The following is a 23179-nucleotide window of genomic DNA, read 5'->3' as shown; positions in this document are numbered from 1 at the left end:
TGCGGGGCGGGGCCGGATCGCGGCCCCGGCCGTGCGGTTACTGGCCAGGCTGGGCATCGGCGGCGCCGGCGACGAGGATGTCGAAGAGCTCCTGGCCGGGATAGCCGCGGCCGGTCATGTCGTCGATCCAGGCCTGCCAGCTCGGCTGCGCGGCGGCGTCGAGCCCGGCGCGGATCTCGGGGGTGATCGGGATGCGCGCCAGGTCCTGCTCCTCGAACAGCGCCTCGTTCGCGGCGTCGATCTCGGCATAGGCGGCGATCTGGCGGGCATAGGCCTCCGGGATCGCCTCGGCCATCAGCGCCTTGTACTGGCCGGGCAGCGCCTCCCAGGCGTCCTTGCCGGCCGCGACGGTGCACTGGATCGTGCCCAGGTTCCAGCTGTCGGTCACCCAGTCCGAAAGCTCGTGGAAGCGGTAGGCGACGAAGGCGTAGGTATAGGGATAGACGATGCCGTCGATCACGCCGCGCTCCAGCGAGGTGTAGAGATCGGGGGCCGGCATGGTCGAGGGCACCGCGCCGAGCGCCTCCATCAGAACCGCATGCCCGGCCGAGGCATTGACCCGCAGCCCGTCCCAGTCGGCCGCCGCCACCGGCGCCTCGCCGCGGCCCATCACCTCGTAATTCGGCATCAGCGCCGACATCAGCGGCACGGCGTTCCACTTCGCCCATTCGCCCTGCACCGCCGGATGGGCGAGAAAGGCGTCATAGGCGCGGATCTGCGCCGCGAAATCGGGAAGCGGCAGGAAGGCGAGGCTCATCCCCATCGAGGCCGGCGTCTTCTCGGGGTGGTAGTAGGGGCAGATCGTGGCCGCCTCGAAGGCGCCCAGCTGCAGCCCGTCGATATTCTCCTTCGGGTCCGACAGCACGCCGCCATATTCCAGCGACAGCTCGAACCGGCCGTCGGTCTTCTCGGCGAGATAGTCCTTCAGCCCCTCGACGCCTTCGGTGAAGCCGCGCCGCGCGCCCCAGAGCGAGACCAGCCAGCGGACCTTGGGCCCCTCCACCTCCGCCGCCTGCGCGGCCGAGGGCAGCCCAGCCGCCAGTGCCGTTCCCATCGCTGCCGCTGCCATCAGGGCAAGCCCGGCCGGGGCAAGTGTCGTGTCGCGTGTCATGGTATCCTCCCTGTCTCCGTCTGGAGGGAGGCGCGCCGGCACGGCCCTGCCCGCCGCCCGAGGGCGGTCCGCGCCGGGGCGCGGTCGGCATGGCCAGATTGTCCGCCGGAACGGTCCTCCCGGGATGCGGACGGTCTCCTCTGGTGCCGCGCCCCGTCGGGAAGGTCACAGAAAAGCGGGCATTCCTGAATGGAGAAAAGGCGAAAAAAAGTTGCACATTTCGTGCCGGGCCGCGGCGGACGGGACAGGCGCCGCGCGGCCGCCCACACTGCCCTGCCCGCATTTCCTGGGGATTCGGCCAGCTTCCAGGCGCCAGAGCCCGCGGCCCGGCACGCGGCCGGGCCCGGGAGTTGCAGATTTCGGCAGCGCCGCGCTCAGATCAGCGCGGCGGCGATCCAGAGCCCGAGGCCGAAGGAGACATGCGCCGAGACCGTCTTGGCGAGGCCCGGCCAGGGATTGGACGCCTTCAGGCCGAAGAGGCCACCGCCCATGGCCGGCTTCATCAGCAGCATCGGCCCGGCCAGGGTGACGAAGCCGAAGAGGATCGCCGCCCAGAAGGAGGACGGGAGGCCGAAAAGCGCCAGCGCGAGCCCGTAGAGCAGCCCGTAGCCCGCCCCCACGACATAGTGGAAGGCCCAGCCCGCGGCGTCTTCGCCCGGCTTCGCGGGCCGGGATTTCAGCTCTGCATCGACGAAGCGCCCCTCGGCGAAGCCCAGGACCCAGCGGCCGACAGAGCCCCAGCCGGGCGCGGGCTGGCCGCAGAGCCGCATCGCCGCGCGCTGCCACAGATCGGAGAACGCCGTCGCGGCGATCCCCCAGACGAGGAAGACGGGCAGGTCAGACATGGCCGAGCGCCCAGTCCCAGTCGGGCGAGAGCATCTGCCGCCGCCCGCGCAGCAGGAGCAGCCGCGAATACTTGGCGAAATCGAAGGGCACGTCGGAATTGACGCTCTGGTAGACCGCCCAGAAGCCCCAGCGCACCATCGCCATCCCGACATAGAGATAGGTCCGCGCCACCGTCTCGGTCCGCGCCGCGCCCTCGTACATCTCCAGGAGCGACGCCACGCCCCTGCGGTCGTCGAAGAAGCTCTCGATCCCGAACATGGCGATGTCCCAGTAGGGATCGTTCATCGCCGCGTATTCCCAGTCGATGATCCGGATCCGCCCGGCATCGTCGCGCATGTAGTTGGAGATGTAGCTGTCGTTGTAGCAGCCCTTCAGCTCCACCCCCGCGGCCTCGATCGCCCGCGCGGCGCGGCGGCCGTTCCAGACCAGATGCTCCGCGTCGCGCGGCAGCAGCGCGCCGCAACCGGCGACCTTGGCGGCGAAATCCTCGAATTGCGACAGGCCGGTATTGGCCGCCTCCAGCCGCAGGCTGTCATGCACGCCCTTGTAGGCCGCCATGATCCCGCCCCGCACGGTGTCGTCCTGCACGTCATGAAGGCCGCAGCTGCGGAAGCCCTCGAGGAATTCGTGCACCTCGATCCCGGCAGCGGCGTCATAGTGGATCACCTGCGGGCCGACCCCGCGCCCGGCCGCGATCTCGCCCGCGATCTTCGCCGTGGCGCGGTCGATGAAGGCCTCGGTCCCGGCGCCGTGGAGCTTGACGAAGAAGGTCTCGCCCGTGGCATCGTCGACCACGCGCCAGTTGATATTGGTGATCCCGCCATTGATGCGGTGGGCCTGCATCTGGCGCCCGGCGAAATGCGGGACGGCGGCAATGGCCTCGTGAATGCCGGTCATGTCCCGCGGACCTCCCCGAAGAGCTGCGCCATGTCGAAGAGCGACAGGTGGAGCCGCAGCCGGACCAGCCGGTTGCAGGCGTATTTGTAGAGCTCGGGCCCCCCGCGGTCCTCCGCGGCCTCGCCGGCGATCGCCCAGAGCCCCCAGATCGCATCCTCGGCCAGCGACATCAGCTTCAGCCGCGCCAGCTCGGCCGGCGTGGCGGCGCGGCCCAGCCAGGCAGCCAGCAGCGCGCCGCGATCGGCATCGTCGACGCAGAGCTCGAGCGCCAGCGAGGCGAGGTCGCGCCAGGGATCGCCCATCGCCGCACGGTCGAAATCGACGAGCCTCAGCCCGCCCTCGGGGCCGAGCAGCACATTCGAGACCATCAGCTCGCCATGGAGCAGCACCGGTTCGCCCGGCACGGCCTCGAGCGCGTCGCAGATCCGCGCGACCCAGTCGCCGAGCTGCGCCAGCCCCATCCCGGCCGTGGCCGGGAGCGCCAGCATGCCCGGCGCCGCGGCGACCTCGGCCAGCGCCGCGAATTCCGCGCGCGGATCGCTGACCGCCGTCACCTTGCCCGCGCCATGCCAGCGCTTCAGCGCCGCCAGCAGATCGCCGAGCCTGCCGCCGGTGACGAAATCGGGCACCATCGCCGGGCGCCAGCCCGCGTCCAGCCGCTCGGTGACCAGCGTCGCCGAACCGGGCTCGGCCGCGAGCAGCTGCGGGCCGAGCCCGCTCTCCGAGGCCAGCGCATGGCCCTCGGCGGCGCCCGCGAAGCCCGCCTGCCCCAGCGCGCCGCGATGGAAGGTCTTCACCGCCACCGCGCGGCTGCCGCAGGTGGCGAAGCTGACCCGGGCATCGAGCCCGGAATGCGACGGCATTGCCAGGGGCGGCACCGGCGCGCCCGCCTCGAACCGCGCCAGCACGGCGGCGTGGCGCGCGCGGGAGCCCTCCGCGAAGGGATCGGCCGCCGCCCTCATGCGGGCACCGCCGCTTCGGCCAGTGCCGGGAAGGCCGCGCCTGCGCCCTGCGCCGCCTCGAAGGCCGCCGCGGCGGCGAGCAGCGCGATGTCGCCGCCCGCGGGCCCGATCAGCTGCAGCCCGACCGGCGAGCTGCCGGCGAAGCCGCAGGGCAGCGTCGCGCCGGGTTGGCCGGACTGGTTGAGCAGCGCGGTGAAGCCGACATGGTCATGCGGATGCGCCGGATCGGCGCCCGCCGCCTCGGCCGGGTAGTTCGCCATCGGCATGGTCGGCGCCAGCACGAAATCGTAGCCTTCGCAGGCCCGCGCGAAGAGCCGCTGCGCCTTGTCGACGGTCGACATGGCCGAGGCGAAGTCGAGCGCCGTCATCGCCTCGCCCGCATCGCAGCAGGCAGTCAGCACGGGCAGCATCTGGCCGCGGCGGTCTTCGGGCAGCGCGGCGCGCTCGCCCGCGGCCTTGACCGAGAAATAGGCGGAGAGCTTGCGCAGGAAGGGGAAATCCAGCGGCGCGGGCATCTCCTCGACCCGGGCGCCGAGGCCGCGGAAGACCTCCGCCGCGCCGCGGATCAGCGCCTCGACCTCCGGCGCCACTGCAGGTCCGTCGCCGACCGAGAGCAGCAGGCCGATGCGCTTGCCCGCCAGATCGAGCGGCGCCAGCGCGGCGGGCATCTCGGCGCCGGGCTCGAAGGCTTCCGGGTCGGGCTGCGACAGCACCGACATCAGCAGCACGGCATCGGCCACGGTGCGGGTGATCGGCCCGGCAACGCGGTCGCGGCTATAGGGCAGATGCGGGATCACCCCCGCGGTCGGCTTCAGCGCCACCAGCCCGCAATGCGAGGCAGGCAGGCGCACCGAGCCGCCGACATCGCTGCCGATGGCGATGGGCGCGATCCCGGCCGCCACGGCAGCGGCGGAGCCCGCCGAGGAGCCGCCGGTATTCAGCGACAGATCCCAGGGGTTGCGGGTCACGCCATGGCCCGAGCTCAGCCCCGAGCCGAGGAAACCCATGTCGGGCATGGTCGACTTGGCGAAAAGGATCGCCCCGGCCTCGCGCAGCCGCGCGGCGGGCGGGCTGTCTTCGGCATCGGGCCCGGCATCATGACGCGCGGCGAGCCCGCGCAGCATGCGCATGCCCTTCACCGCGATCGAGTCCTTGACGATGCAGGGCACCCCGTCGAGCGGCCCCATCGGCGCGCCCGCTTTCCAGCGGGCCGCCGAGGCCTCTGCCGCCGCCATCGCGCCCTCGGCGTCGATATCGTAGAGCGCGTTGATCGCCGGGTTGAGCTCTGCCGCCCGCTCGAGCGTGCAGCGCATGACATCGACCGGCGACAGCGTCCCGGCGCGGTAGGCCTCGATCAGCTCGGTTGCGCTGAGTTTCCACATGGGTGTCCGCCCCTTCCTCTGGTCACGTTCCTGCGCGGCTCTCTGGCCGCTTCGGTCACTTCACTCCGCGGACGGCAGCGCTGCCTGCCCGCGTTCGTCCTTCAATGCCACGCCGGTCGCGCCGATCTCGCGGGCGCGCCCTGCCAGATAGGCGATCAGCTCCGCCGCTGCGCGGTGGCTCAGCCCGCCCTTGCCATGGATGTTCGACACGCAGTTGCGCGCGCTGTCGGGCGTGCCGATGCGCGGCGCCCAGGTCAGGTAGGCGCCGAGGCTGTCGGAGACCGAGAGCCCCGGCCGCTCGCCGATCAGCATGAGGCAGAGCGGCGCGCCCATCGCCTGGGCGATCTCGTCGCCGATCGCCACCCGGCCCTGGCGGACCAGCGCCACGGGACCCAGATCCGTCTCCGGCAGGGCCGCCTCCAGCGCCGCCACCATCGCCGCGGCGTGATGCGCGACGGCAAAACCCGAGAGCCCGTCGGCAATGACCACAGCCAGGTCCGGCTTGGCCTGCGGCACCCGCGCCAGGCTTTCCGGCGACAGGCGGCGGCCCAGATCGGGGCGGCGCAGATAGGTGTCGCGGTCCGGCGCGCGGCTTTCGAGCTCGAGGAGCGGCCGGTCGCCGAGCCCGGCCTTCACCGCCGCCCAGTCGACCGGCTGGCGGATCGCGTCGCGGGCGCGGGCATGGCTGGCCTGGAAGTCGAGCACCGCCGAAAGCGGCGCCGCCCCGCCGCGGGGGTCGAGCCGCACCCGCGCGGGCGTCAGCGCCCGCAGCCGTCCGGCGAAGCTGCCGATCTCGTTCGTCATGCCGGGATCCCCATGCGTCCGGCCAGCCCCGACAGATCGGGCAGCGCCTGCCGCGCCGGGCCCAGATCCATCGCCGCCAGCCAGTCCTCGAATTCCGGCGCCGGGCGCAGGCCGAAGACCCGGCGCAGCCAGGCGGCATCCTCGAAGGCCAGCGTCTGGTAGCTCAGCATCACGTCATCGGCCCCCGGCACGCAGATGACGAAATTCACCCCGGCCGCGGCCAGGAGCGTCATCAGCGTGTCCATGTCGTCCTGGTCGGCTTCCACATGGTTGGTGTAGCACACGTCGACCCCCATCGGCAGGCCGAGGAGCTTGCCGCAGAAATGGTCCTCCAGCGCGGCGCGGATCACCTGCTTGCCGTCATAGAGGTATTCGGGCCCGATGAAGCCCACCACGGTATTGACCAGGAACGGGTCATAGGCGCGGGCGACGCCATAGGCGCGCGCCTCCAGCGTCTGCTGGTCGACGCCGTGATGCGCATCCGCCGAGAGCGGCGCGCCCTGGCCGGTCTCGAAATACATCACGTTGTCGCCGACCGTGCCGCGCTTCAGGCTGCGCGCGGCGTCATTGGCCTCGGCCAGCACGGCCAGGTCGACGCCGAAGCCGGCATTGGCCGCCTCGGTCCCGGCGATCGACTGGAAGGGCAGATCGACCGGCCCGCCCGCCTCGATGATCTTGATCGTGTTGGTGACATGGGTCAGCACGCAGCTCTGCATCGGCATGGCGAAATCCTGCCGCAGCCGGTCCAGCGCCTCGAGGATGCCGGTGCAGTTGGCGATGCTGTCGGAGGCCGGGTTGATGCCGATCACCGCGTCGCCCGTGCCCTGCAGCAGCCCGTCGAGCACCGCCACCGCGATCCCCGCCAGGTCGTCGGCCGGGTGGTTCGGCTGCAGCCGCGTGGCGATCCGCCCCTTCAGCCCCAGCGTCGTGCGGAAGCGGCTGACCACCTCGATCTTGCGCGCCACGCCGACCAGATCCTGGTTGCGCATCAGCTTCGAGACCGCGGCGGCCATCTCGGGGGTCAGCCCCGGCGCCAGCCGCGCCAGCGCCGCCGTGTCCGCGGCCTCCGACAGGAGCCAGTCGCGCAGGTCGCCCACGGTCATCGCCGCCACCGGCGCGAAGGCGCGGCGGTCATGGCTGTCGAGGATCAGCCGCGTGACCTCGTCGGTCTCGTAGGGCACCAGCGCCTCGTTGAGGAATTCCGCCAGCGGCAGGTCGGCCAGCGCGTAGCGCGCCGCGACCCGCTCGCCCTCGGAGGCGGCGGCGATTCCGGCAAGCTCGTCGCCCGAGCGGCGCGGCGTGGCCGCTGCCATCAGCCGGGCGAGCGAGCCGAAACGGTAGGTCTCGCCCCCGGCGGAGGCGCTGTAGACGGGCATTCGGGGTTCCTCAGGCGTTGCGCAGATGGGTGGCCCAGGACGGGTCGCCGGTGATCGTGCGGAAGCGCATCAGCTTCCAGGTGCCGTATTTGTAGAAGTCGAAATCCAGCCGCGAGACCATCAGCTGCACCATCGACCAGTAGCCCCATTTCACGTCGGCCAGCGCCTTGTGGATGGTGACCCGGGCGACGAGCTGCGGCGTGACGCGGCCGAAATACTCCTCGATCATCTCGGCCTCCTGCTCGGGCGTGAAGAACATTTCGCCGAACCAGATGCCCAGATCGTAGCAGCGGTCGTTCATCGAGGCGTATTCGTAGTCGATCAGCATGATCGAGCGGTCCTGGCCGATCATGAAATTGCCCGGCATCGGATCGTTGAAGGAGGGCACCAGGTCGAGGCCGGAGGCTGTCAGCGCCTCGCGCGCCAGCCGGTCGTTCAGCTCGATCCAGGCGGCGTCGCGGTATTGCGGCGCGCCGAGCTCGGCCATCTGCGCCTTGTGCTCGTCGATCATGTCGAAGACGGTCTTGGTCAGCCCCAGCGCGGGCAGGCCGTGCATCCTGCCATAGGCCGCCATCGCCTCCATCCGCAGGTCGCGCGCGGCGAAGTCGCTATGGGTCGAGGGCCGCCGGTCGGGGATGAAGTCGTTGATCTCGATGCCGTGATGGGCGAGGTCGTCATAGACCGCCGGGCCCAGCCCCGCGGCCGCGGCCTTCTGCGACGCGTCGAGCGCCGCCTTGCGGTCGATGAACATCTCGGTGCCGTTGCCGGGCAGCTTGACGAAGTAGTCGCGCCCGCCCGCAAGCGCCACGCGCCAGTTCGAATTGCTGATCCCGCCCGAGACCGGGGCATAGCGCGCGCCCTGCCCGCCCGCGAAGAGCGGCGCCTCGAGGATGGCGGATTCCAGCTGGCGCTCTTCCGGCGATTGCGCCTCTCCCAGCGTTTTCATGTGTCGCCCCCGATGATGCGGATCTTCTCCTCGAATTGCGGATGGCGCAGGCCGAGCCGCGCGCGCATGATCCGCCATTCGGAATATTTCAGCCATTCGATGCCCCCCCGGACCGAGCGCGCGCCCGCGACCCGCGCCTCGAAGGCGTGCATCACGTCGTCGACGATCGACCAGAGCCGCGCCCGGGCAAAGCCCTGCGCGTCGAAGGCGCCCATATAGGCTCCGGCCGGGGCGACCATGCCGGCCTCGAAATCGGTGATCTCGGCCAGCAGCACCCCGAGGTCGTACATCGGGTCGTTCATCCCCGCCCGGTCGTAGTCGACCAGCAGCACGTCGGCCGCGCCGGGGCCCGCCAGCAGGTTCGAGGCCGAGCCGTCATTGCGGCAGGGCGCGACCGGCGCGGCCATCAGCGGCGCGCGCAGCGTTTCGACCAGCGCCAGAACCCAGCCGGCATCCTGCGGCAGCGCGACATCGCCCGCCGCCGCCTCGGCCACGGTCCGGTCGATGGCGGCGAAAGGGTCGAAGCGGTGCGCCAGCGGCGCCGCGCCGTGCAGCACGCGCATCTGCGCCATGGCCGCGGCGACGAAGCCCCCGTCCTGCAGCCGGTCCTGCTTGGCCGATTGCCAGTCCGGGCCGGGATCGCGCATCAGGATGGCCCCGGCCTCCGCATCCGACCAGAGCACCTCGGGCCCGGCGCCGAGCGCGCCCGCCCCGGCGGCAAGCTGCATCGCCGCGCCCAGATCGTAGCGGCCGCGCATCTCCGGATGGATCACCTTGAGGAAGAGCCCGCCTTCTGGCGCGGCGATCCGCGCCGAGGCGCTGTCGAGGCCGAGATAGCTCGGCGAAGCCAGCGCGGCCGGGCCGGGCGCCATGGGCGCCCCTGCCAGATCGGGCCGCGCGGCGGCGAGGAGGGCGGCGAGCCCTCCGGGGGAAACCAGCGCCTCCGTCATGCCACGGCCTGGTCGAGATCGCCCGCCGCGGCGTCGATGCGGCGGATCATGTCGACAAGCACCTCGCCGCCCGCGGCCAGATCCTCGGGCTTGGTGAACTCGTCATGGCGGTGGATGACGCCGCCGACCGAGGGCACCGCGACGACGATGGCCGGGCAGCGGGTCAGCACCGGGATCGCGTCATGCCCGCCGATCGTGTCCAGATCCATCCGCGCCAGGCCCAGGCGGTCGGCGCCTTCCTCGGCCAGCTGGATCAGCCGGGTGTCGAACTTGCCCGCCGGGCGGCGGTCGATCGAGACGATCCCGGCTTCGGTGGCGGCCTTCGCCGCCAGCCCCGGCAGCGCGTCCTTCAGGCCCGTCTCGGCCCAGTCGAGCGTCGCCGCCTCGGGCGCGCGCAGCTCGGCGAAGAGCACGGCCTTGCCCGGCACGATATTCGGCGAGTTCGGCGAGATGTCGACGCGGGCGACGGAGGAGAAAAGCGTGTCCGGCGCGGTATCGGCAAGGCGGCGCACCTCGGCGATGATATAGGCGGCGCCCAGGACGGCGTCGCGGCGGTCCTCCATCGGGGTCGGGCCGGTGTGGTTCTGCTGGCCGGTCACCTCGATCTTGACCTTCAGCGCGCCCCAGTGGCGGCGGAAAGGCGCGATGCGGGTGCCGGCCTTCTCCATCTTGTCGTCGCCCTCGATGTGGAATTCCAGGTAGACATCCGGGATGCCGACCTTGTCCGTCCCGTCGAAGCCGGTGCGCTTCAGCTCGTCGCCGACGCTGCGGCCCTCGCGGTCGGTGCGCGCCAGCGCGAAGTCGAGATCGAGCATCTCGGCGAAGACCGAAGAGCCCAGCAGCGAGGGCTGGAACCGCGCGCCCTCCTCGTTCATCCAGTCGGCGATGACGAAGTTGCATTGCGGCTCGATGCCGGTGGCGGCGCAGTGGGCGCGGTAGCTTTCGACCGCAGTCAGGGCCGCGATCACGCCATAGGCGCCGTCGAAGCGCCCGCCCAAGGGCTGGCTGTCGAGATGCGAGCCGACCATCACCGTGCGGGCATTGCCGCCGGCCAGGTCGATCCGGCCGAAGACATTGCCGATCGCGTCGACCAGCACGGTGTAGCCGCGGGAGGCCATCTCGGCCATGAACCACTCGCGGGCGGCCTTGTGATCATCGGTCAGCGCCATGCGGTCGACGCCGCCCAGGGCGGTCGCGCCGAATTCCGAGACCTTCGCCATCAGGCGCTCGAACAGGGCTGCGTCGAAGCCGGCGCGTTGGAGGGTGTCAGGCATGGGTCGTCTCCGGTGTCGTCATGGACGGGGCATCCTCGCCCCGGCGCGGGTTCAGGAAGCAGGCGGCCAGCGCGCGGCCGCCACGGGCGGTCAGGCCCGGATTCTCGCCGCGGCAGCGGTCGAAGGCCTGCGGGCAGCGGCTGGCGAAGGCGCAGCCGGGCGGCAGGTCGATCGGGCTCGGCGGCTCGCCCTCGAGCAGGCAGTCCTTGGGATCATAGCGCCGCTCCTCCAGCGTCGGCGCGGCAGAGAGCAGCGCGCGGCTGTAGGGATGGCCGGGATCGAAGAACAGCCGGTCGTTCGGCGCCACCTCGACGGTCTCGCCGAGATACATCACCGCGATGCGCGAGCAGACGCGGCGCACCATCGCGAGGTCGTGCGAGATGAAGATGTAGGTGAAGCCGTGCTGGGCCTGCAGCCGCTCGAAGAGGTCGAGCATCTTGTGCTGCTCGGTCTGGTCGAGCGCCGAGAGCGTCTCGTCCATGATCAGCAGCCGCGGCTCCAGCGTCATGGCGCGGGCGACGTTCAGGCGCTGGCGCTGCCCGGCGGAAAGCCCGTTCGGCAGCTCCTCGTAGAGCGCCTCCGGCAGGCCCACCTCGGACATCACCGAACGGGCGCGCTCGCGGCGCTCCTTCCGGTCGCCGATGCGGTGGATCTTCAACGGCTCCTCGAGGATCGCGCCGATGGATTTCTGCGGCGGCAGCGAGCCGTAGGGATCCTGCAGCACCAGCTGGAACTTGCGGCGCAGCTCGCGGATCCGCGCCGGACGGGCGGAGCCGATATCCTCGCCCTCGAACAGGATCGTGCCGGCATCGGGACGTTCCAGCCCGGTCAGCAGCCGCATCAGCGAGGACTTGCCGCAGCCGGATTCCCCCACCAGGCCGAAATTGTCGCCCTGGAAGACGTCGAATTCGACATTGCGCACCGCCTGCACCACCGAGGTGCCGCCCTGGGCGCGGTTCTTGGCGGTGTAGTGCTTGGCGACGCCGCGGACCGACATGATCGGCCGCGCTTCGCCGCGCTCTTCCTTCGGCGCCGCGGCAGCCGTGTCCCAGAGCTTCGGCAGCTCGCGGATCAGCTGGCTGGTATAGGCGTGCTGCGGCGAGGCGACCAGCGCCTCGGGGGTCTGGCGCTCGACCACGCGGCCCTTGTTGAGGACCAGCACCTCGTCGGAGGCGTCGCAGGCGACCGGCAGCGAGGAGCAGATGAACAGGACCGCGGTGTCGAACCGCCCGGTCAGGTCGCGCATCAGCTTGAGGATCTGCGCGGCCACGGTCACGTCGAGCGGCTGGGTGATGTTGTCGGCGATCAAGAGCGCCGGATCCGAGATCAGCGCGTCGACGATCATCACCCGCTGCATCATCCCGCCGGAATACTGGAACGGGTATTCATGGAAGCGCTGCGCGGCCGAGGGGATGCGCACCGCGTCGAGAAGCTCGATCGCCTTCTGCTTCGCCGCGGCGCCCGAGACCTCGGGGCGGACCGCGCGGAGCTTCTCGACCAGCTGCGCGCCGACCGTCATGGTCGGGTCGAGCGCGCCTGCCGGGTTGCCGCCGACATAGGCGATCTCGCGCCCGGCGAGCTTTCGCGCCGCGGCCGTGTCATTGACCAGGTCGGTGCCGCGGAAGCGGATCGTCCCGCCGGTGACCTTGAGCGGATCCGACAGCCAGCTGGCCAGGGTGCGCGCCAGCACGGTCTTGCCCGCGCCGCTTTCGCCGATCACCGAGAGGATCTCGCGCGGGCGGAGGCTGAAGGAGACGTCCTCGAGGATCGGCGTCGTGCCCTCGGGGGTCACCGCCCCGACCGAGAGGCCCGAGACCTCGAGAAGCGGGGTTGCGGTATTGGTGCCGTCCATGTCACGCGCCTCCGTAGATCGTGTTGCGGGCCCGCTCCAGCGAAGCGCCCATCAGGTTGATGCTGGTCAGCGTCAGGCAGAGGAAGATGCCGGGCATGGTGGCGATCCACCAGGCGTTCAGCAGGTACTTGCGGCCGTCGGCGATGATGTTGCCGAAGGTCGGGGTCGGCGGCTGCACGCCGAGGCCGAGGAAGCCCAGCACGCTTTCGAAGATCATCATCCGCGCGACGTCGAGCACGGCGACGAAGGCCATCGGCGGCAGGACCAGCGGCAGGAGCAGCAGGACCATGATGCGGAAGTCGGTGGCGCCCAGCACCATCGCGCCGCGGACGTATTCCTTCTTCCGCTCGGCCATGATGGTCGAGCGCATGACCCTTGCATAGACCGGCCAGCCGGCCAGGCCGAGCACCAGGATGATCGACGGGATCGTGGGCCGCGAGACGCCGAGGATGGTGATCGCCAGGATGATCATCGGGATCGAGAGCTGCGCGTCGGTCAGGCGCATCAGCACCGTGTCGATCGACTTGCCGTAATAGCCCGCGACCAGCCCGATCAGCGCGCCGACCGCCAGCATCAGCACCGTGGTGGTGACGCCGATCAGGATCGAGTAGCGCAGGCCGACGAGGCTGCGGGCCAGCATGTCGCGCCCCAGCTGGTCGGTGCCCAGCGGATGCGCCCAGCTCCAATCCTCGCCCATGAAGAGCGGCGGGGTCATCTTGGCGCGGATGTTCATCTTGGTCGGGTCGATGCCCGACAGCTCGGGATAGAGCAGCGCCGCGAAGAGCAGGACGGCGAAGACGATCAGGCCGATGCGGAACTCGACGGAAGCGAAGGCGAGCCGCCAGATCCGCGAGGAGATCGACCGGGCTTCGGCGCGGCGGCCGCCCGGAGCGGCAAGGGTGTCGATGCTGGTCATCAGTATTCGAGCCTCGGATCGATGAGGGTGGACAGGAGGTCGACCACGATGTTGATCAGGACGAAGGCGGCGGCGGTGACGATGGCGATGCCCTGGATCAGCGGGAAGTCGCGCTGCATCACGGCGTTGATCGTCAGGAGGCCGAGCCCCGGATAGTCGAAGATGAACTCGACCACGAGCACCCCGCCGAGCAGCATGGAGAACTGCACGCCGAGCAGGTTCAGGAGCGGCACGGCCGCGTTCTTGGCGCCGTGGCGGAAGATGATCTGGTTGCGCGACAGCCCGCGGACCCCGGCGATGTCGATGAAGTTCTGCCCCATGATCTGCGCCACCGAGACGGTGAGCGAGCGGATGATGAAGGGCGCGATCTCGATCGCGAGGACCAGCGCGGGCAGGATCGTCCAGGCGAAGCCGCCATAGCCGATCGCCGGGAGCAGCTTCAGCTTCACGCTGAGCAGCAGCGCCAGAATGATGCCGAGCCAGAAATTCGGCAGCGAGACGAAGACGGAACTGCAGTAGAGCGCGATCCGGTCCGGCCAGCCTCCGGGATGCAGCCCGCCCCAGACGCCGATGGGAATGGCGATCATCAGCGCGAAGACCATGGCGAGGCAGGCCAGCTGGATGGTCTTCGGCGCGGTCTCGGCGATCAGGTCCCAGACCTCGGCGCGGGCCGAGCGGGTGCTGTCGTCGAAGCTGGCGCCGCCGACCGCGGCGCCGTTGGCCGGGCGGACGAAGGACTGGCCCAGGTCGCCCTGGACGACGCCGGACATGTAGCGGGTGAACTGCACCGGGATCGGGTCGCGCAGGCCCATCTCGGTGGCGATCTCTTCGATCAGCGCCTCGGGCGCCATGCCGCCGGCCATCAGCCGCACGGGGTCGCCGGGCACCACGCGCAGCAGCGTGAAGATCAGCGCGGAGACGAGGAAGATGATCAGCGCGCCCTGGGCAAGACGGCGCAGCAGGAAACGGAGAATGAACATGGCGGTCCCTTCCGGGGCGGTGGAGACGGGGCGGCGTGGCCGCCGCCCCGGGGAGCGGATCAGGAGGCGGAGGTCACCTTCGACGCGTCCATCAGCCCGTCGGCATAGATGAAGAGCCCGTCATACTGGGCGCGCATCGCGTGGATCATCACCGAGGTGAAGAGCGACAGCGCCGGCACCTTGTCCGCGAGCAGCGGCATCAGGTTGGTGGCCAGCTCCTGCTCGCGGGCCTCGAGCGAGGGCGCGTTGCGCTCCGCATCCAGCGCCGCGTCGATCTCGGCATCCTCGATGCCGCAGATCCGCTTGGAGCTGGAGTGGAAATGCGTGCGCAGCACCAGGTCGGGCTCGGGCGAGCCGGCCATCCAGCCGCAGTCGATCATGTGGCCGGGGCCGCCGCCCGGACGGTCGTAGAGCCGCTCGTTCCAGGCCGCGACCTCCATGACGTTCAGCGTCACCGGGAAGCCCTGCTCCTGCAGGAGCGCGGTGATCACCTCGCCGTATTCCTTGGTCTTCGGGTAGAAGCCGGTGGAGGTGATGTATTCCAGCTCGGGCAGGCCCTCGCCGTTCGGGTAGCCCGCCTCGGCCAGCAGGCGCTGGCATTCGTCGGGATCGTATTCGGGGTAGTTGTCGAGCTCGACATAGCCGAACTTGATCGGCGAGATGAAGTTCGAGTTCGGCGCACCGGCATCGCCCAGCACCTCGAGCAGCAGCTCGCGGTCGATGGCATGGGCGGCCGCCTTGCGGACCAGCGGGTTGTCGAAGGGCGGCTTCGAGCAGCGGAACCACAGGTACTTGTTCTCGACCGAGACCAGCTTCGAGAGCTTGATCTCGTCATTGCCCATCAGCGTCTCCAGCTGCTCGGGCTCCAGGCGCTCGATGACGTCGGCCTGGCCGTTCAGCAGCGACAGCATCCGCGTGGTGGCGTCGCCGACGAAGGAATAGACCACGCCCGGGACGGTGACCTCGCCCTTCCAGTAGTCGCCATTGGCCTCCATGACGGTGTCGTTGCCGCGCTGCTCGACGAACTTGAACGGGCCGGTGCCGTTCAGCCGCTGGGTCAGCGCGCCCTTCGGGCCCTCGGCGATGTCCTTGGCGGACATGATCGGCAGATAGGCGGTCAGGAAGTAGAACATGTGGGCGCCGTAGCCGCCCTTGGTGGTGTCGACGATGACGGTGTAGTCGTCGGGCGTCGTCACCTCGAAGCTGTCGGTCGGGCCCGGATACCACTGCGCCGGACGGTCCGGCTGGGCGCCGTATTCGAAGGTCGCCTTGACGTCCTCGGCGGTGAAGGGCTTGCCGTCATGGAAGGTGATGCCTTCGCGCAGCTTGATCTCGAAGCGGTGCGCGTCGAGCAGGTTCAACTCGGTGGCCAGCTCCATCTCCATCGCCTGCGGGTCCTCGGGGCGCATCGGCGCGCGCGCCAGGTAGCCCATGACGAAGCCCTGGATGGTGGTCTGGGACAGCGTGGTATGCGCCGTCGGATCCCAGTTGCCGGTGATGTTCTCGGCCGACAGGAACGTCATCGGCTTGGTGACATCGGCACGGGCGGTGCCAATGAAGAAATCGGGATTGACGCGGTTCATGAGGACGCCCGCGCCCGCCATGCCGGCATAGTTCAGGAAGGACCGTCTGTTCAGCACTGTAAACTCTCCTGTCGGGAACTGGTTTTCTTGGTTGGTTATTCGTGTCGTCAGGCCGGGACCGGCGCGCGCTCGGCGAGCCGGGCCAGCATGCGGTCATGCAGCTCGGGCGTGGCCGAGGCCAGCACGTCGCCGCGCGAGCCGAGGCCCAGGGGCCTGCCGTCCCAGTCGGTGATGACCCCGCCCGCGCCCTCGATCACCTGCACCAGCGGCAGGTAGTCATAGGGCTGCAGGCCGATCTCCAGCACCAGGTCGCAATGGCCCGAGGCGAGAAGCCCGTAATTGTAGCAGTCGCCGCCGAAGCGCAGCAGCCGCACCGAGGCGGCCAGCATGTCGAAGACGGCGCGGTCGTCCCCGGCGAAGAGCAGCGGGTCGGTGGTATAGGCCAGCGCCTCGGCGGGATCGGTGCAGGCGCTGGTGCGGCAGGGCGCGCCGTTGAACAGCGTCGGCTGGCCCTTCGTCCCCTGCCAGCGCTCGCCGAGGGCGGGCATCTCGATCTGGCCCATCACCGGGCGGCCGTCGCGCAGGAAGGCCATCAGGTTGCCGAAGAGCGGATGGCCGGTGACAAAGGACTTCGTGCCGTCGATCGGATCGACCACCCAGATCTCGGAGGCGTCGAGCCGCTCGGGATCCTGCTCCTCGCCGAAGATGCCATGGGCAGGGAAGGCCGCGGCGATGCAGGCGCGCATATAGGCCTCGATCTCGCGGTCGGCGACCGTCACCGGCGAACTGTCGGGCTTGTCATCGACGGCCAGCGGCTTGCGGAAGTAGCTCAGCGCCATCTTGCGCGCGCCGTCTGCCACATCGGCTGCCAGGTCGGTCTCCGGGGTAGTTGTCATTCTGTGTCATATCCTGCGCTTTTGAGGAAGCTTTGGCCCATAACCGCAGAATCAGCAGCAAAAAACACGCAAAGACACAGCCATTTCCACGCATTTACACATTCCGCCGGAAAATTCAGCGCAGAATCCCACAAAATGGCACGCAAACAGGCGAGATCGCAGATGGATTGTGGCGTCTGCGCCGGAGAACCGCCAGAAATGCCACGCAAAGCCACATTCCATGTGGACTTTCCCCGGGACGGCCCGCAAGGAGGGGATGTCAGAAGGAGACGGCAATGTGGTCACATGAACGCCAGGCGGAGATCCTCGCCCTGCTCAGCCAGGACGGCAAGGTCTCGGCGCATATCCTCGCCTCGCGTTTCAGCGTCTCTCGCGAGACCGTGCGGCGCGACCTCCTGGAGATGGAGGAGGCGGGGCTCTTGCAGCGCGTCCATGGCGGCGCCGTCGGCTCGCATTCGGTGGAGCCGGAACCGGCCTTCGCCGCGCGCGCCTCGCAGTTCTCCGAGCAGAAGCACGCGATCGGCCGCGCCGCGCTTGAGCTGATCCCCGAGGGCGCCACCTGCTTCATCGACGCCGGCACGACCACCTCGTCCTTCGCCGCCTCGCTGGCGGCGCGCGGCAATATCCGGGTGATGACCAATTCGCTGGAAATCGCGACGATCATGGTCAAGGGCGCGAATTGCGACACGCTGCTGCTGGGCGGGCGGCCGCATACCGACGTGCCGGCGACCTATGGCGAGATGACCCTGTCCGAGATCGACCGGTTCCGCGCCGACCATGCGGTGATCTCGCCGGTGGCGGTCGACCGCCAGCGCGGCGCGACCAGCTACGAGCTGCACGAGGCCGAGGTCGCGCGGGCGATGATCCGCTGCTCGCAGAACTGCATCATGCTGTGCCATTCGGAGAAGCTGGAGACGGAGAGCCGGGTCTCGATCTGCCGTCTCGACGAGATCGACCATCTGGTCACCGATGCGCTGGCCGAGCCGTTCGACCTGCCGCGCGGAACGACGCATTACGCGGCGCTTTCCCCGCGGGGCTGAGCCCGGCGGAGCGGCCCCCCGGGGCGGCGGACCGCCCCGGGGATTGCCTCATTCGGGCGCCGCGATCTTCTCGCGCGCGCCGAGCGCCTCGCGCAGGCTGGCGACATCCTCGACCTTCACCGGCGCCGCCGAGTTGCCCCAGCTGTTGCGGATGAAGTCGAGCACTTCGGCGATCTGCGCATCGTTCATCTTCCAGGCGAAGGACGGCATCCCCGCCCCGGTCGGCAGCACGCCGGTATGGGCCGCCCGCGCGCCGGTCAGCAGCGCCCGCACCGGGTTGGTCGTGCTGTCCGAGAGCAGCGCGCCATTGCCGGCGAAGCCCGGCGCCAGGCCGTCGATCCCCTCGCCCTCGAGCCCGTGGCAGGCCGAGCAGTTGACCTCGTAGGCCAGCGCCGCCGAGGCGTTCAGCGCCATCGGCGCCGAGGCGCGCGCCTCCGAGCCCGGCAGCGACATCAGGTAGGTCGCCACCGCCATGGCATCCTCGTCGCTCAGGTACTGCGTGGAATCCTCGACCGCCTCGGCCATCGGGCCGGCCGCGAAGGCCACCCCGTCGGAGCCGGTCTGCAGGTAGCGCGCGACATCCTCGAGCGAGCTGCCGCCCAGCCCGACATGCGGGTTCGAGGTGATCTCGGGCGCGTGCCAGCCATCGACTTCGGCGCCCTGCATATGGGCCGCGCCGATCTCCGCGCCGAGCGCGTTGCGCGGCGTGTGGCAGGCCGAGCAGTGGCCCGGACCCTCGACGATATAGGCACCGCGGTTCCATTCCGCCGATTGCGACGCGTCCGGCGAGAAGCCGGAATTGTCGAAGAACAGCATGTTCCAGCCGGCCATGGCCAGGCGGATGTTGTAGGGGAAGGCCATGCCGCCATTCTCGTCGATCTCGTTCGAGACCGGCACCACGGTGGACATGTAGGCCCAGAGGTCATGCATGTCCGCATCCGACAGCTTGGCATAGTCGGTATAGGGCATCGCCGGATAGAGCATGCCCTCCGAGCCCCGGCCATGGCGCATCGCGTCGAAGAAATCGCGCTCGGTCATGGCGCCGATGCCGGTCTCGCGGTCGGGCGTGATGTTCGAGGAGACGAGCATGCCGAAGGGCGTGTGGATCTCGTAGCCGCCCGCGAAATCGCCCTGCCCCTTGGTGTGGCAGGCCGCGCAGTCGCCCAGCCGCATCACGTATTCGCCGCGCGCCGCCGCCTCGGGATCGGCCTTGAAATCGGCCAGCGCGACGCTGTCATCGGCCACGGAGGAGCGCGAGGTGTTCAGCTTGGTCCAGGCCCAGCCGCCGGCGCCTGCCGCGGCAATGACGGCCAGCACGGCGACGCCGGTGCCGATCTTCTTCCAGTTTGCCATGGATCAGGCCTCCACCAGCGGTCCGGGATTGTTGACATAGGTCTCGTGGATCGCCCGCGCCGCGCGGACGGCCAGCGCGCCGACCGTCAGGGTCGGGTTGTAGCCGCCATTGTTCGGGAAGGCCGAGGCCCCGACCGAGAAGACGTTGTGGCAGTCCCAGCTCTGCAGGTAGGGGTTCAGCGCCGAGGTCGCCGGATCCGCGCCCATCACCAGCCCGCCGATCGTGTGCGAGCTGTGCTGCTTGTAGGGGTTCCAGGAGGCTTCGGCCTGGTTGTCGACCATCAGGTCCTCGCCGCCGGCTTCCTTCATGATCTCGATCGCCTTGCCGGTGGCATGCTCGATCATCGACTTGTCGTTGCGGTTCCAGTCGAAGGTCAGGCGCAGCAGCGGCTGGCCGTGGCGGTCCGTATAGGTAGGATCGAGCGACAGGTAGGCGTCGCGCGCGGGCATCGAGGTGCCCTGGCAGAAGATGTTGGCCACCTCCTGGTAGTCGCGCGCATAGGCCTCCTTCCACTCCGAGCCCCAGCGCTTGGAGCCCGGGCGGATGCCGTTCATGTTGGCGATCGGGCGGCCATTGGTCGAATAGCCCATGATCCCGGCGCCGCCGATGAAGTCCAGTTCCGCGTGGTCGAAGTTGTCGCCGTTGAAATCGTCGATCTGCACGCCGAGCGCGCCGCCGCCGATGAACGGGTTCATCTTGGCCCCCGAGAAGAAGCCGGTGACCGAAGAGCAGGTCTGGTAGCTGTAGTTCCGCCCGACCGTGCCCTGCTGGCTGACCGGATCGTACTGCTCGCCGATGCCCGAGAGCAGCATCAGCCGGACATTGTCCATCTGGTAGGCGGTGATGCAGACGATATCGGCGGGCTGGAAGCCCTCCTGTCCGTCGCGGGTGACGAATTTCACGCCCGTCACCGTCTTGCCGTCCTCGTGCTTCACCGCGTGCAGGACCTCGGTCTCGGTCAGCACGGTGAAGTTCGGGCGGCGCATCAGCGCCGGCAGGATGCAGGCCTGGGGCGAGGATTTCGAGAAGTTGCCGCAACCGTGGAAATCGCAGAAGCCGCAATAGGTGCAGGGCCCCATCGCGACGCCCAGCGGGTTCACGTAGGCCTGGCTGATATTGCCCGCGGGGATGGTGAAGGGATGGTAGCCCATGCCCTCGGCCGTCTCGCGGTACATCCGCATCCAGTGCGTGTCCTTCAGCTCCGGCGTGGGATAGTCGCGCTCGCGCGGGCCCTCGAAGACATTGCCGCCGGGCATTGCCTGGCCGTTGAGATTGCCGGCCTTGCCCGAGGTGCCCGCGATCCGCTCGAAGCGGTCGTAGAACGGCGCCATCTCCTCGTAGGTGACGCCCCAGTCCTGCAGCATCAGCCCTTCGGCCATCAGCCCGTCGAGCTTCGCCTGGCCGTAGCGTTCCGCCGTCCTGCCGGCGACTTCGAAGTCCCAGGGCAGGAAGCGCCAGGACATGCCGGCCCAGTGGGTGCCCGCGCCGCCGACATTCCAGCCGAACTGGAAGGCGTTCCAGTTGCGCACCGGGGCCGCGGTCTGGGCGGAGGTGTTGCGGAAGGTGGTGGTCTCCACGCTCATCGGCTGCAGCAGCTCGCGGCGGGTGTGCCAGCGCAGCTCGTCAGGGTCGACGGCCGGGGGGAAGTCGGTCGAGGTGTCGCGCCAGGCGCCGCGCTCGATCGCGACGACATTCAGGCCCGCGCGGGTCAGTTCCTCGGCCATGACGGAGCCGGCCCAGCCGAGTCCGACGATCACGACATCTGCCTTGGGGCGTTCATTCGCCATCTGGGTCGTCCTCTCAGTCCTGCGGGATCAGCGACACGGGGGCGAGGGCCAGGTCCTCGCCGCGGCGGTCGATATAGGGGCGGTAGTCATAGCGCGCGCCGGGGAAGCCGATCATCTTCCAGCCCGCCATGTCGCGGTTGCCGCCATAGAGCGGGTCGGCCAGGTAGCCCTCGCGCACGTTCTGCAGCATCAGCTCGAAGAAGGCCTGGCCGTTCACGTCGGCACCCAGGTCGATCTCGCCGGCCTCGAGCCCGGTCAGGATCTCGTCGATCCGGCCCGGCGACAGCGCGTGGAAGGCGGCGCCGTCGGTCTTCTGGGCATAGGCGTCCAGCGCCTTCAGCCCGGCGGCGTAGCGCTCGCGCGGGGTGGCCAGGAATTGCGGCGATCCCATGATCGCCTCCTCGTTCTCGCGGTTCAGCGGCCCTTCGAGATAGAGCGCCTTGCCCGCGCCGTAGTCGCGCGACAGCTGGTCGTCGACGAAATCGAGGCAGCCCGCCTCGGTCGCCGAAGGGCCGTTGCCGTCGGCCGGAATCAGCCGGTCGAAGACCGCCGCCAGCGTCTTCTGGTCGGTCTCGTCGGTCAGCACGCGGAAGGCGCCGCCCTGGCGGGCCGGGACCGGCAGGTGGTCGGCGCTCATCTGGGTGGCCTCGGGCATGCCCTTGATCTCGGCAGCCCGGCCGGTCGCGGCGAGCCCGGTGGAGGCCGCCGCAGCCCCCAGCGAGAACAGCGCTTCTCTGCGGTTCATCTCGTCATCTCCTTGGACTGGGCGCCGGGCGCCGCCGCGCGGCCCTCCGGGCCGCCGGGACCGCCTGTCGCATCGCGTTCCGTTCGCGCCGCCGCGGTAGGGCCGCCCGAGGGGTCGGCACAAGCCGCTGCCCGGACGAAACCTGCCTTCATCCGCGAAACCCCTCATGCTGACCGGTTTTGCTGAAGGCGCGCTCGCCGCTTCGTGAACGCCCCCTTCCCCTTGGCCGCCGACGGCACTAATGCTGCAGCAGCAAAGCAATCCGGACCCGTCCCATGCCCCGCCACACCATCGCCGATCTCGCCCGCGAATCCGGGCTCAGCGTCTCGACTGTCGAACGCATCCTCTCCGGCCGCGGCGGGGTGAAGCGGGCCACGGTGGAGCATGTGCTTCAAATCGCCGAGCAAATGGACTTCTACGCCACGGGCTCGATCCGGCGCCATCTCGGCCGCACGGCGGCGCGGCGGAAATTCGGCCTGCTGGTCCCGGCCTTCGACCGGCTCTTCTACGACGATCTCTGCGACGCTTTCATGCGCGAAGCCGCTGCGCTGCGGCGCGTCGCGGGCGAGGCCGTGCTGGCGCGGGCGCCCGGGCTGGAACCGGCCGAAGTGGCCGCGGCGCTGCGCAAGCTCGGGGCCGAATGCGACGCGGTGGCCTGCGTGGCGGTGGACCATCCGCTGGTCAACCGCGCCATCGCCGATCTGGCCGGGGCCGGCGTGCCGGTCCTGCCGCTGCTCAGCGAGGTCTCGGCCGGCGCGGCGGCGGGCTTCGTCGGCGCCAGCGACTGGCAGATCGGCCGCAGCGCCGGGTGGTTCCTCGACCGGCTGCCCGCCCGCCCGCTGGAGCGGATCGCGGTGATCTCGGGGCACCGGCTGTTCCGCTGCCAGCAGACCGCCGAGGCGGGCTTCCGCGCCTATGCCCAGGCGGAGATGCCCGGCACCGAGATCCTGCCCACCCGCTTCACCGGCGAGGAGGACCAGCGCGCCGCCGAGATCGCTCGCCAGCTGATGGCGATGGAGCAGCCGCCGGGCGGGATCTTCCTCTGCGGCGGCGGGGTGGACGGGCTGCTGGCCGGGCTCGGCAGCTGCGCCGGTCCGCGCCCGGTGACGGTCGCGCTCGAGGCGACGCAGCGCGCGCGCCTGGCCCTGGCCGATGGCGGGCTCGACGTGGTGCTGGCCCATCCGGCCGCCGAGGCGGTGCCGGTGGCCGTCGCCCGGCTCGAGGCGCTGCTGAACGGCGCCGCCTCCGCCTCTGCCCCGGCCGAGACCCTGCCCTTCCGCATCCTGCTGAAAGAAAACGCCTGAGGCCGCCCTCCCCGGCTTTCCGCCGGGCCCTGCTCAGCTGTGCTTTTCCCGCACGCCCTGCGCCATCCGGAAGGGATTGCGCCAGAGCGGCGTCTGCGACACGAAGATCAGGACGACGGCGATGAAGAGCACGGTGGAGAGCGGGCTGGTGAAGAGCCCGTGGAAGAAGCGGCC

Annotated in this window: 20 protein-coding genes; 2 read left to right on the top strand and 18 right to left on the bottom strand. The window is 70.0% G+C overall.

The window, feature by feature from the left end:
- Positions 1–37 precede the first annotated feature (37 nt).
- From dctP to FGX59_RS28400, 15 genes are all read right to left on the bottom strand, one after another.
- Positions 38–1111, bottom strand: coding sequence for a TRAP transporter substrate-binding protein DctP (gene dctP / locus FGX59_RS28470; RefSeq protein ID WP_138470753.1), 1074 nt, complete (start codon positions 1109–1111; stop codon positions 38–40).
- A 374-nt stretch (positions 1112–1485) separates the two neighbouring features.
- Complete coding sequence (locus FGX59_RS28465) at positions 1486–1956, bottom strand: DUF2938 family protein (protein WP_171060871.1); 471 nt, start codon at positions 1954–1956, stop codon at positions 1486–1488.
- A complete protein-coding gene (locus FGX59_RS28460) occupies positions 1949–2854 on the bottom strand; it encodes a phosphotransferase (RefSeq protein ID WP_138470749.1) in 906 nt (301 codons plus the stop codon). Before FGX59_RS28460 ends, FGX59_RS28465 begins: the two co-directional genes overlap by 8 nt.
- A complete protein-coding gene (locus FGX59_RS28455) occupies positions 2851–3816 on the bottom strand; it encodes a phosphotransferase (protein WP_138470747.1) in 966 nt (321 codons plus the stop codon). Before FGX59_RS28455 ends, FGX59_RS28460 begins: the two co-directional genes overlap by 4 nt.
- On the bottom strand, positions 3813–5198 hold the full coding sequence (locus FGX59_RS28450) for an amidase (protein ID WP_138470745.1): 1386 nt from the start codon (positions 5196–5198) through the stop codon (positions 3813–3815). The genes FGX59_RS28455 and FGX59_RS28450 overlap by 4 nt, the downstream gene beginning before the upstream one ends.
- A 60-nt stretch (positions 5199–5258) precedes the next feature.
- Positions 5259–6002 (bottom strand): ethanolamine ammonia-lyase subunit EutC, encoded by a 744-nt coding sequence (gene eutC / locus FGX59_RS28445; RefSeq protein WP_138470743.1) that lies wholly within the window; start codon positions 6000–6002, stop codon positions 5259–5261.
- Entirely contained in the window at positions 5999–7378 is a 1380-nt protein-coding gene (locus FGX59_RS28440) for an ethanolamine ammonia-lyase subunit EutB (protein ID WP_138470741.1), read from the bottom strand. Before FGX59_RS28440 ends, eutC begins: the two co-directional genes overlap by 4 nt.
- Positions 7379–7388: 10 nt before the next feature.
- Positions 7389–8324: a choline/ethanolamine kinase family protein gene (locus FGX59_RS28435; RefSeq protein WP_138470739.1), complete on the bottom strand. Its 936-nt coding sequence runs from the start codon at positions 8322–8324 to the stop codon at positions 7389–7391.
- Entirely contained in the window at positions 8321–9274 is a 954-nt protein-coding gene (locus FGX59_RS28430) for a phosphotransferase family protein (RefSeq protein ID WP_138470737.1), read from the bottom strand. The genes FGX59_RS28435 and FGX59_RS28430 overlap by 4 nt, the downstream gene beginning before the upstream one ends.
- A complete protein-coding gene (locus tag FGX59_RS28425; RefSeq protein WP_138470736.1) occupies positions 9271–10548 on the bottom strand; it encodes a Zn-dependent hydrolase in 1278 nt (425 codons plus the stop codon). The genes FGX59_RS28430 and FGX59_RS28425 overlap by 4 nt, the downstream gene beginning before the upstream one ends.
- Positions 10541–12400, bottom strand: a complete 1860-nt coding sequence (locus tag FGX59_RS28420; protein ID WP_138470734.1) for an ABC transporter ATP-binding protein — start codon at positions 12398–12400, stop codon at positions 10541–10543. The genes FGX59_RS28425 and FGX59_RS28420 overlap by 8 nt, the downstream gene beginning before the upstream one ends.
- Before the next feature lies 1 nt (position 12401).
- Positions 12402–13316 (bottom strand): ABC transporter permease, encoded by a 915-nt coding sequence (locus FGX59_RS28415; RefSeq protein ID WP_138470732.1) that lies wholly within the window; start codon positions 13314–13316, stop codon positions 12402–12404.
- Positions 13316–14296, bottom strand: coding sequence for an ABC transporter permease (locus FGX59_RS28410; RefSeq protein WP_138470730.1), 981 nt, complete (start codon positions 14294–14296; stop codon positions 13316–13318). Before FGX59_RS28410 ends, FGX59_RS28415 begins: the two co-directional genes overlap by 1 nt.
- Positions 14297–14355: 59 nt before the next feature.
- Positions 14356–15936 carry an ABC transporter substrate-binding protein gene (locus FGX59_RS28405; protein WP_240722783.1) on the bottom strand — a complete coding sequence of 527 codons (1581 nt, stop codon included), beginning with the start codon at positions 15934–15936 and terminating at the stop codon, positions 14356–14358.
- Between the two features lie 50 nt (positions 15937–15986).
- Entirely contained in the window at positions 15987–16775 is a 789-nt protein-coding gene (locus FGX59_RS28400; protein ID WP_138470728.1) for an inositol monophosphatase family protein, read from the bottom strand.
- A gap of 275 nt (positions 16776–17050) precedes the next feature.
- Here FGX59_RS28400 and FGX59_RS28395 point away from each other — a divergent pair, with 275 nt between their 5' ends.
- The gene (locus FGX59_RS28395; protein WP_138470726.1) at positions 17051–17815 is read left to right on the top strand and encodes a DeoR/GlpR family DNA-binding transcription regulator; all 765 of its coding nucleotides are present in this window, start codon (positions 17051–17053) and stop codon (positions 17813–17815) included.
- A gap of 48 nt (positions 17816–17863) precedes the next feature.
- On the opposite strand, the gene FGX59_RS28390 is transcribed toward FGX59_RS28395, so the two are convergent.
- Genes FGX59_RS28390 through FGX59_RS28380 form a run of 3 tightly spaced genes read right to left on the bottom strand, consistent with a single transcriptional unit; the run spans position 17864 to position 21701 of the window.
- Positions 17864–19168, bottom strand: coding sequence for a cytochrome c (locus FGX59_RS28390; protein ID WP_138470724.1), 1305 nt, complete (start codon positions 19166–19168; stop codon positions 17864–17866).
- A gap of 3 nt (positions 19169–19171) precedes the next feature.
- A complete protein-coding gene (locus tag FGX59_RS28385; protein WP_138470722.1) occupies positions 19172–20956 on the bottom strand; it encodes a GMC family oxidoreductase in 1785 nt (594 codons plus the stop codon).
- A gap of 13 nt (positions 20957–20969) precedes the next feature.
- Positions 20970–21701 carry a gluconate 2-dehydrogenase subunit 3 family protein gene (locus tag FGX59_RS28380; protein ID WP_138470720.1) on the bottom strand — a complete coding sequence of 244 codons (732 nt, stop codon included), beginning with the start codon at positions 21699–21701 and terminating at the stop codon, positions 20970–20972.
- A 275-nt stretch (positions 21702–21976) separates the two neighbouring features.
- Between FGX59_RS28380 and FGX59_RS28375 the strand changes: the two genes are divergently transcribed.
- Complete coding sequence (locus FGX59_RS28375) at positions 21977–23005, top strand: LacI family DNA-binding transcriptional regulator (protein WP_138470718.1); 1029 nt, start codon at positions 21977–21979, stop codon at positions 23003–23005.
- Positions 23006–23179 lie beyond the last annotated feature (174 nt).

It is taken from the genome of Poseidonocella sp. HB161398 (genome assembly GCF_005870025.1).
Taxonomy (GTDB): Bacteria; Pseudomonadota; Alphaproteobacteria; order Rhodobacterales; family Rhodobacteraceae; genus Mangrovicoccus.
The sequence above is the reverse complement of the archived record's forward strand: the minus strand, read 5'-3'. Positions and strand labels throughout refer to the sequence as shown.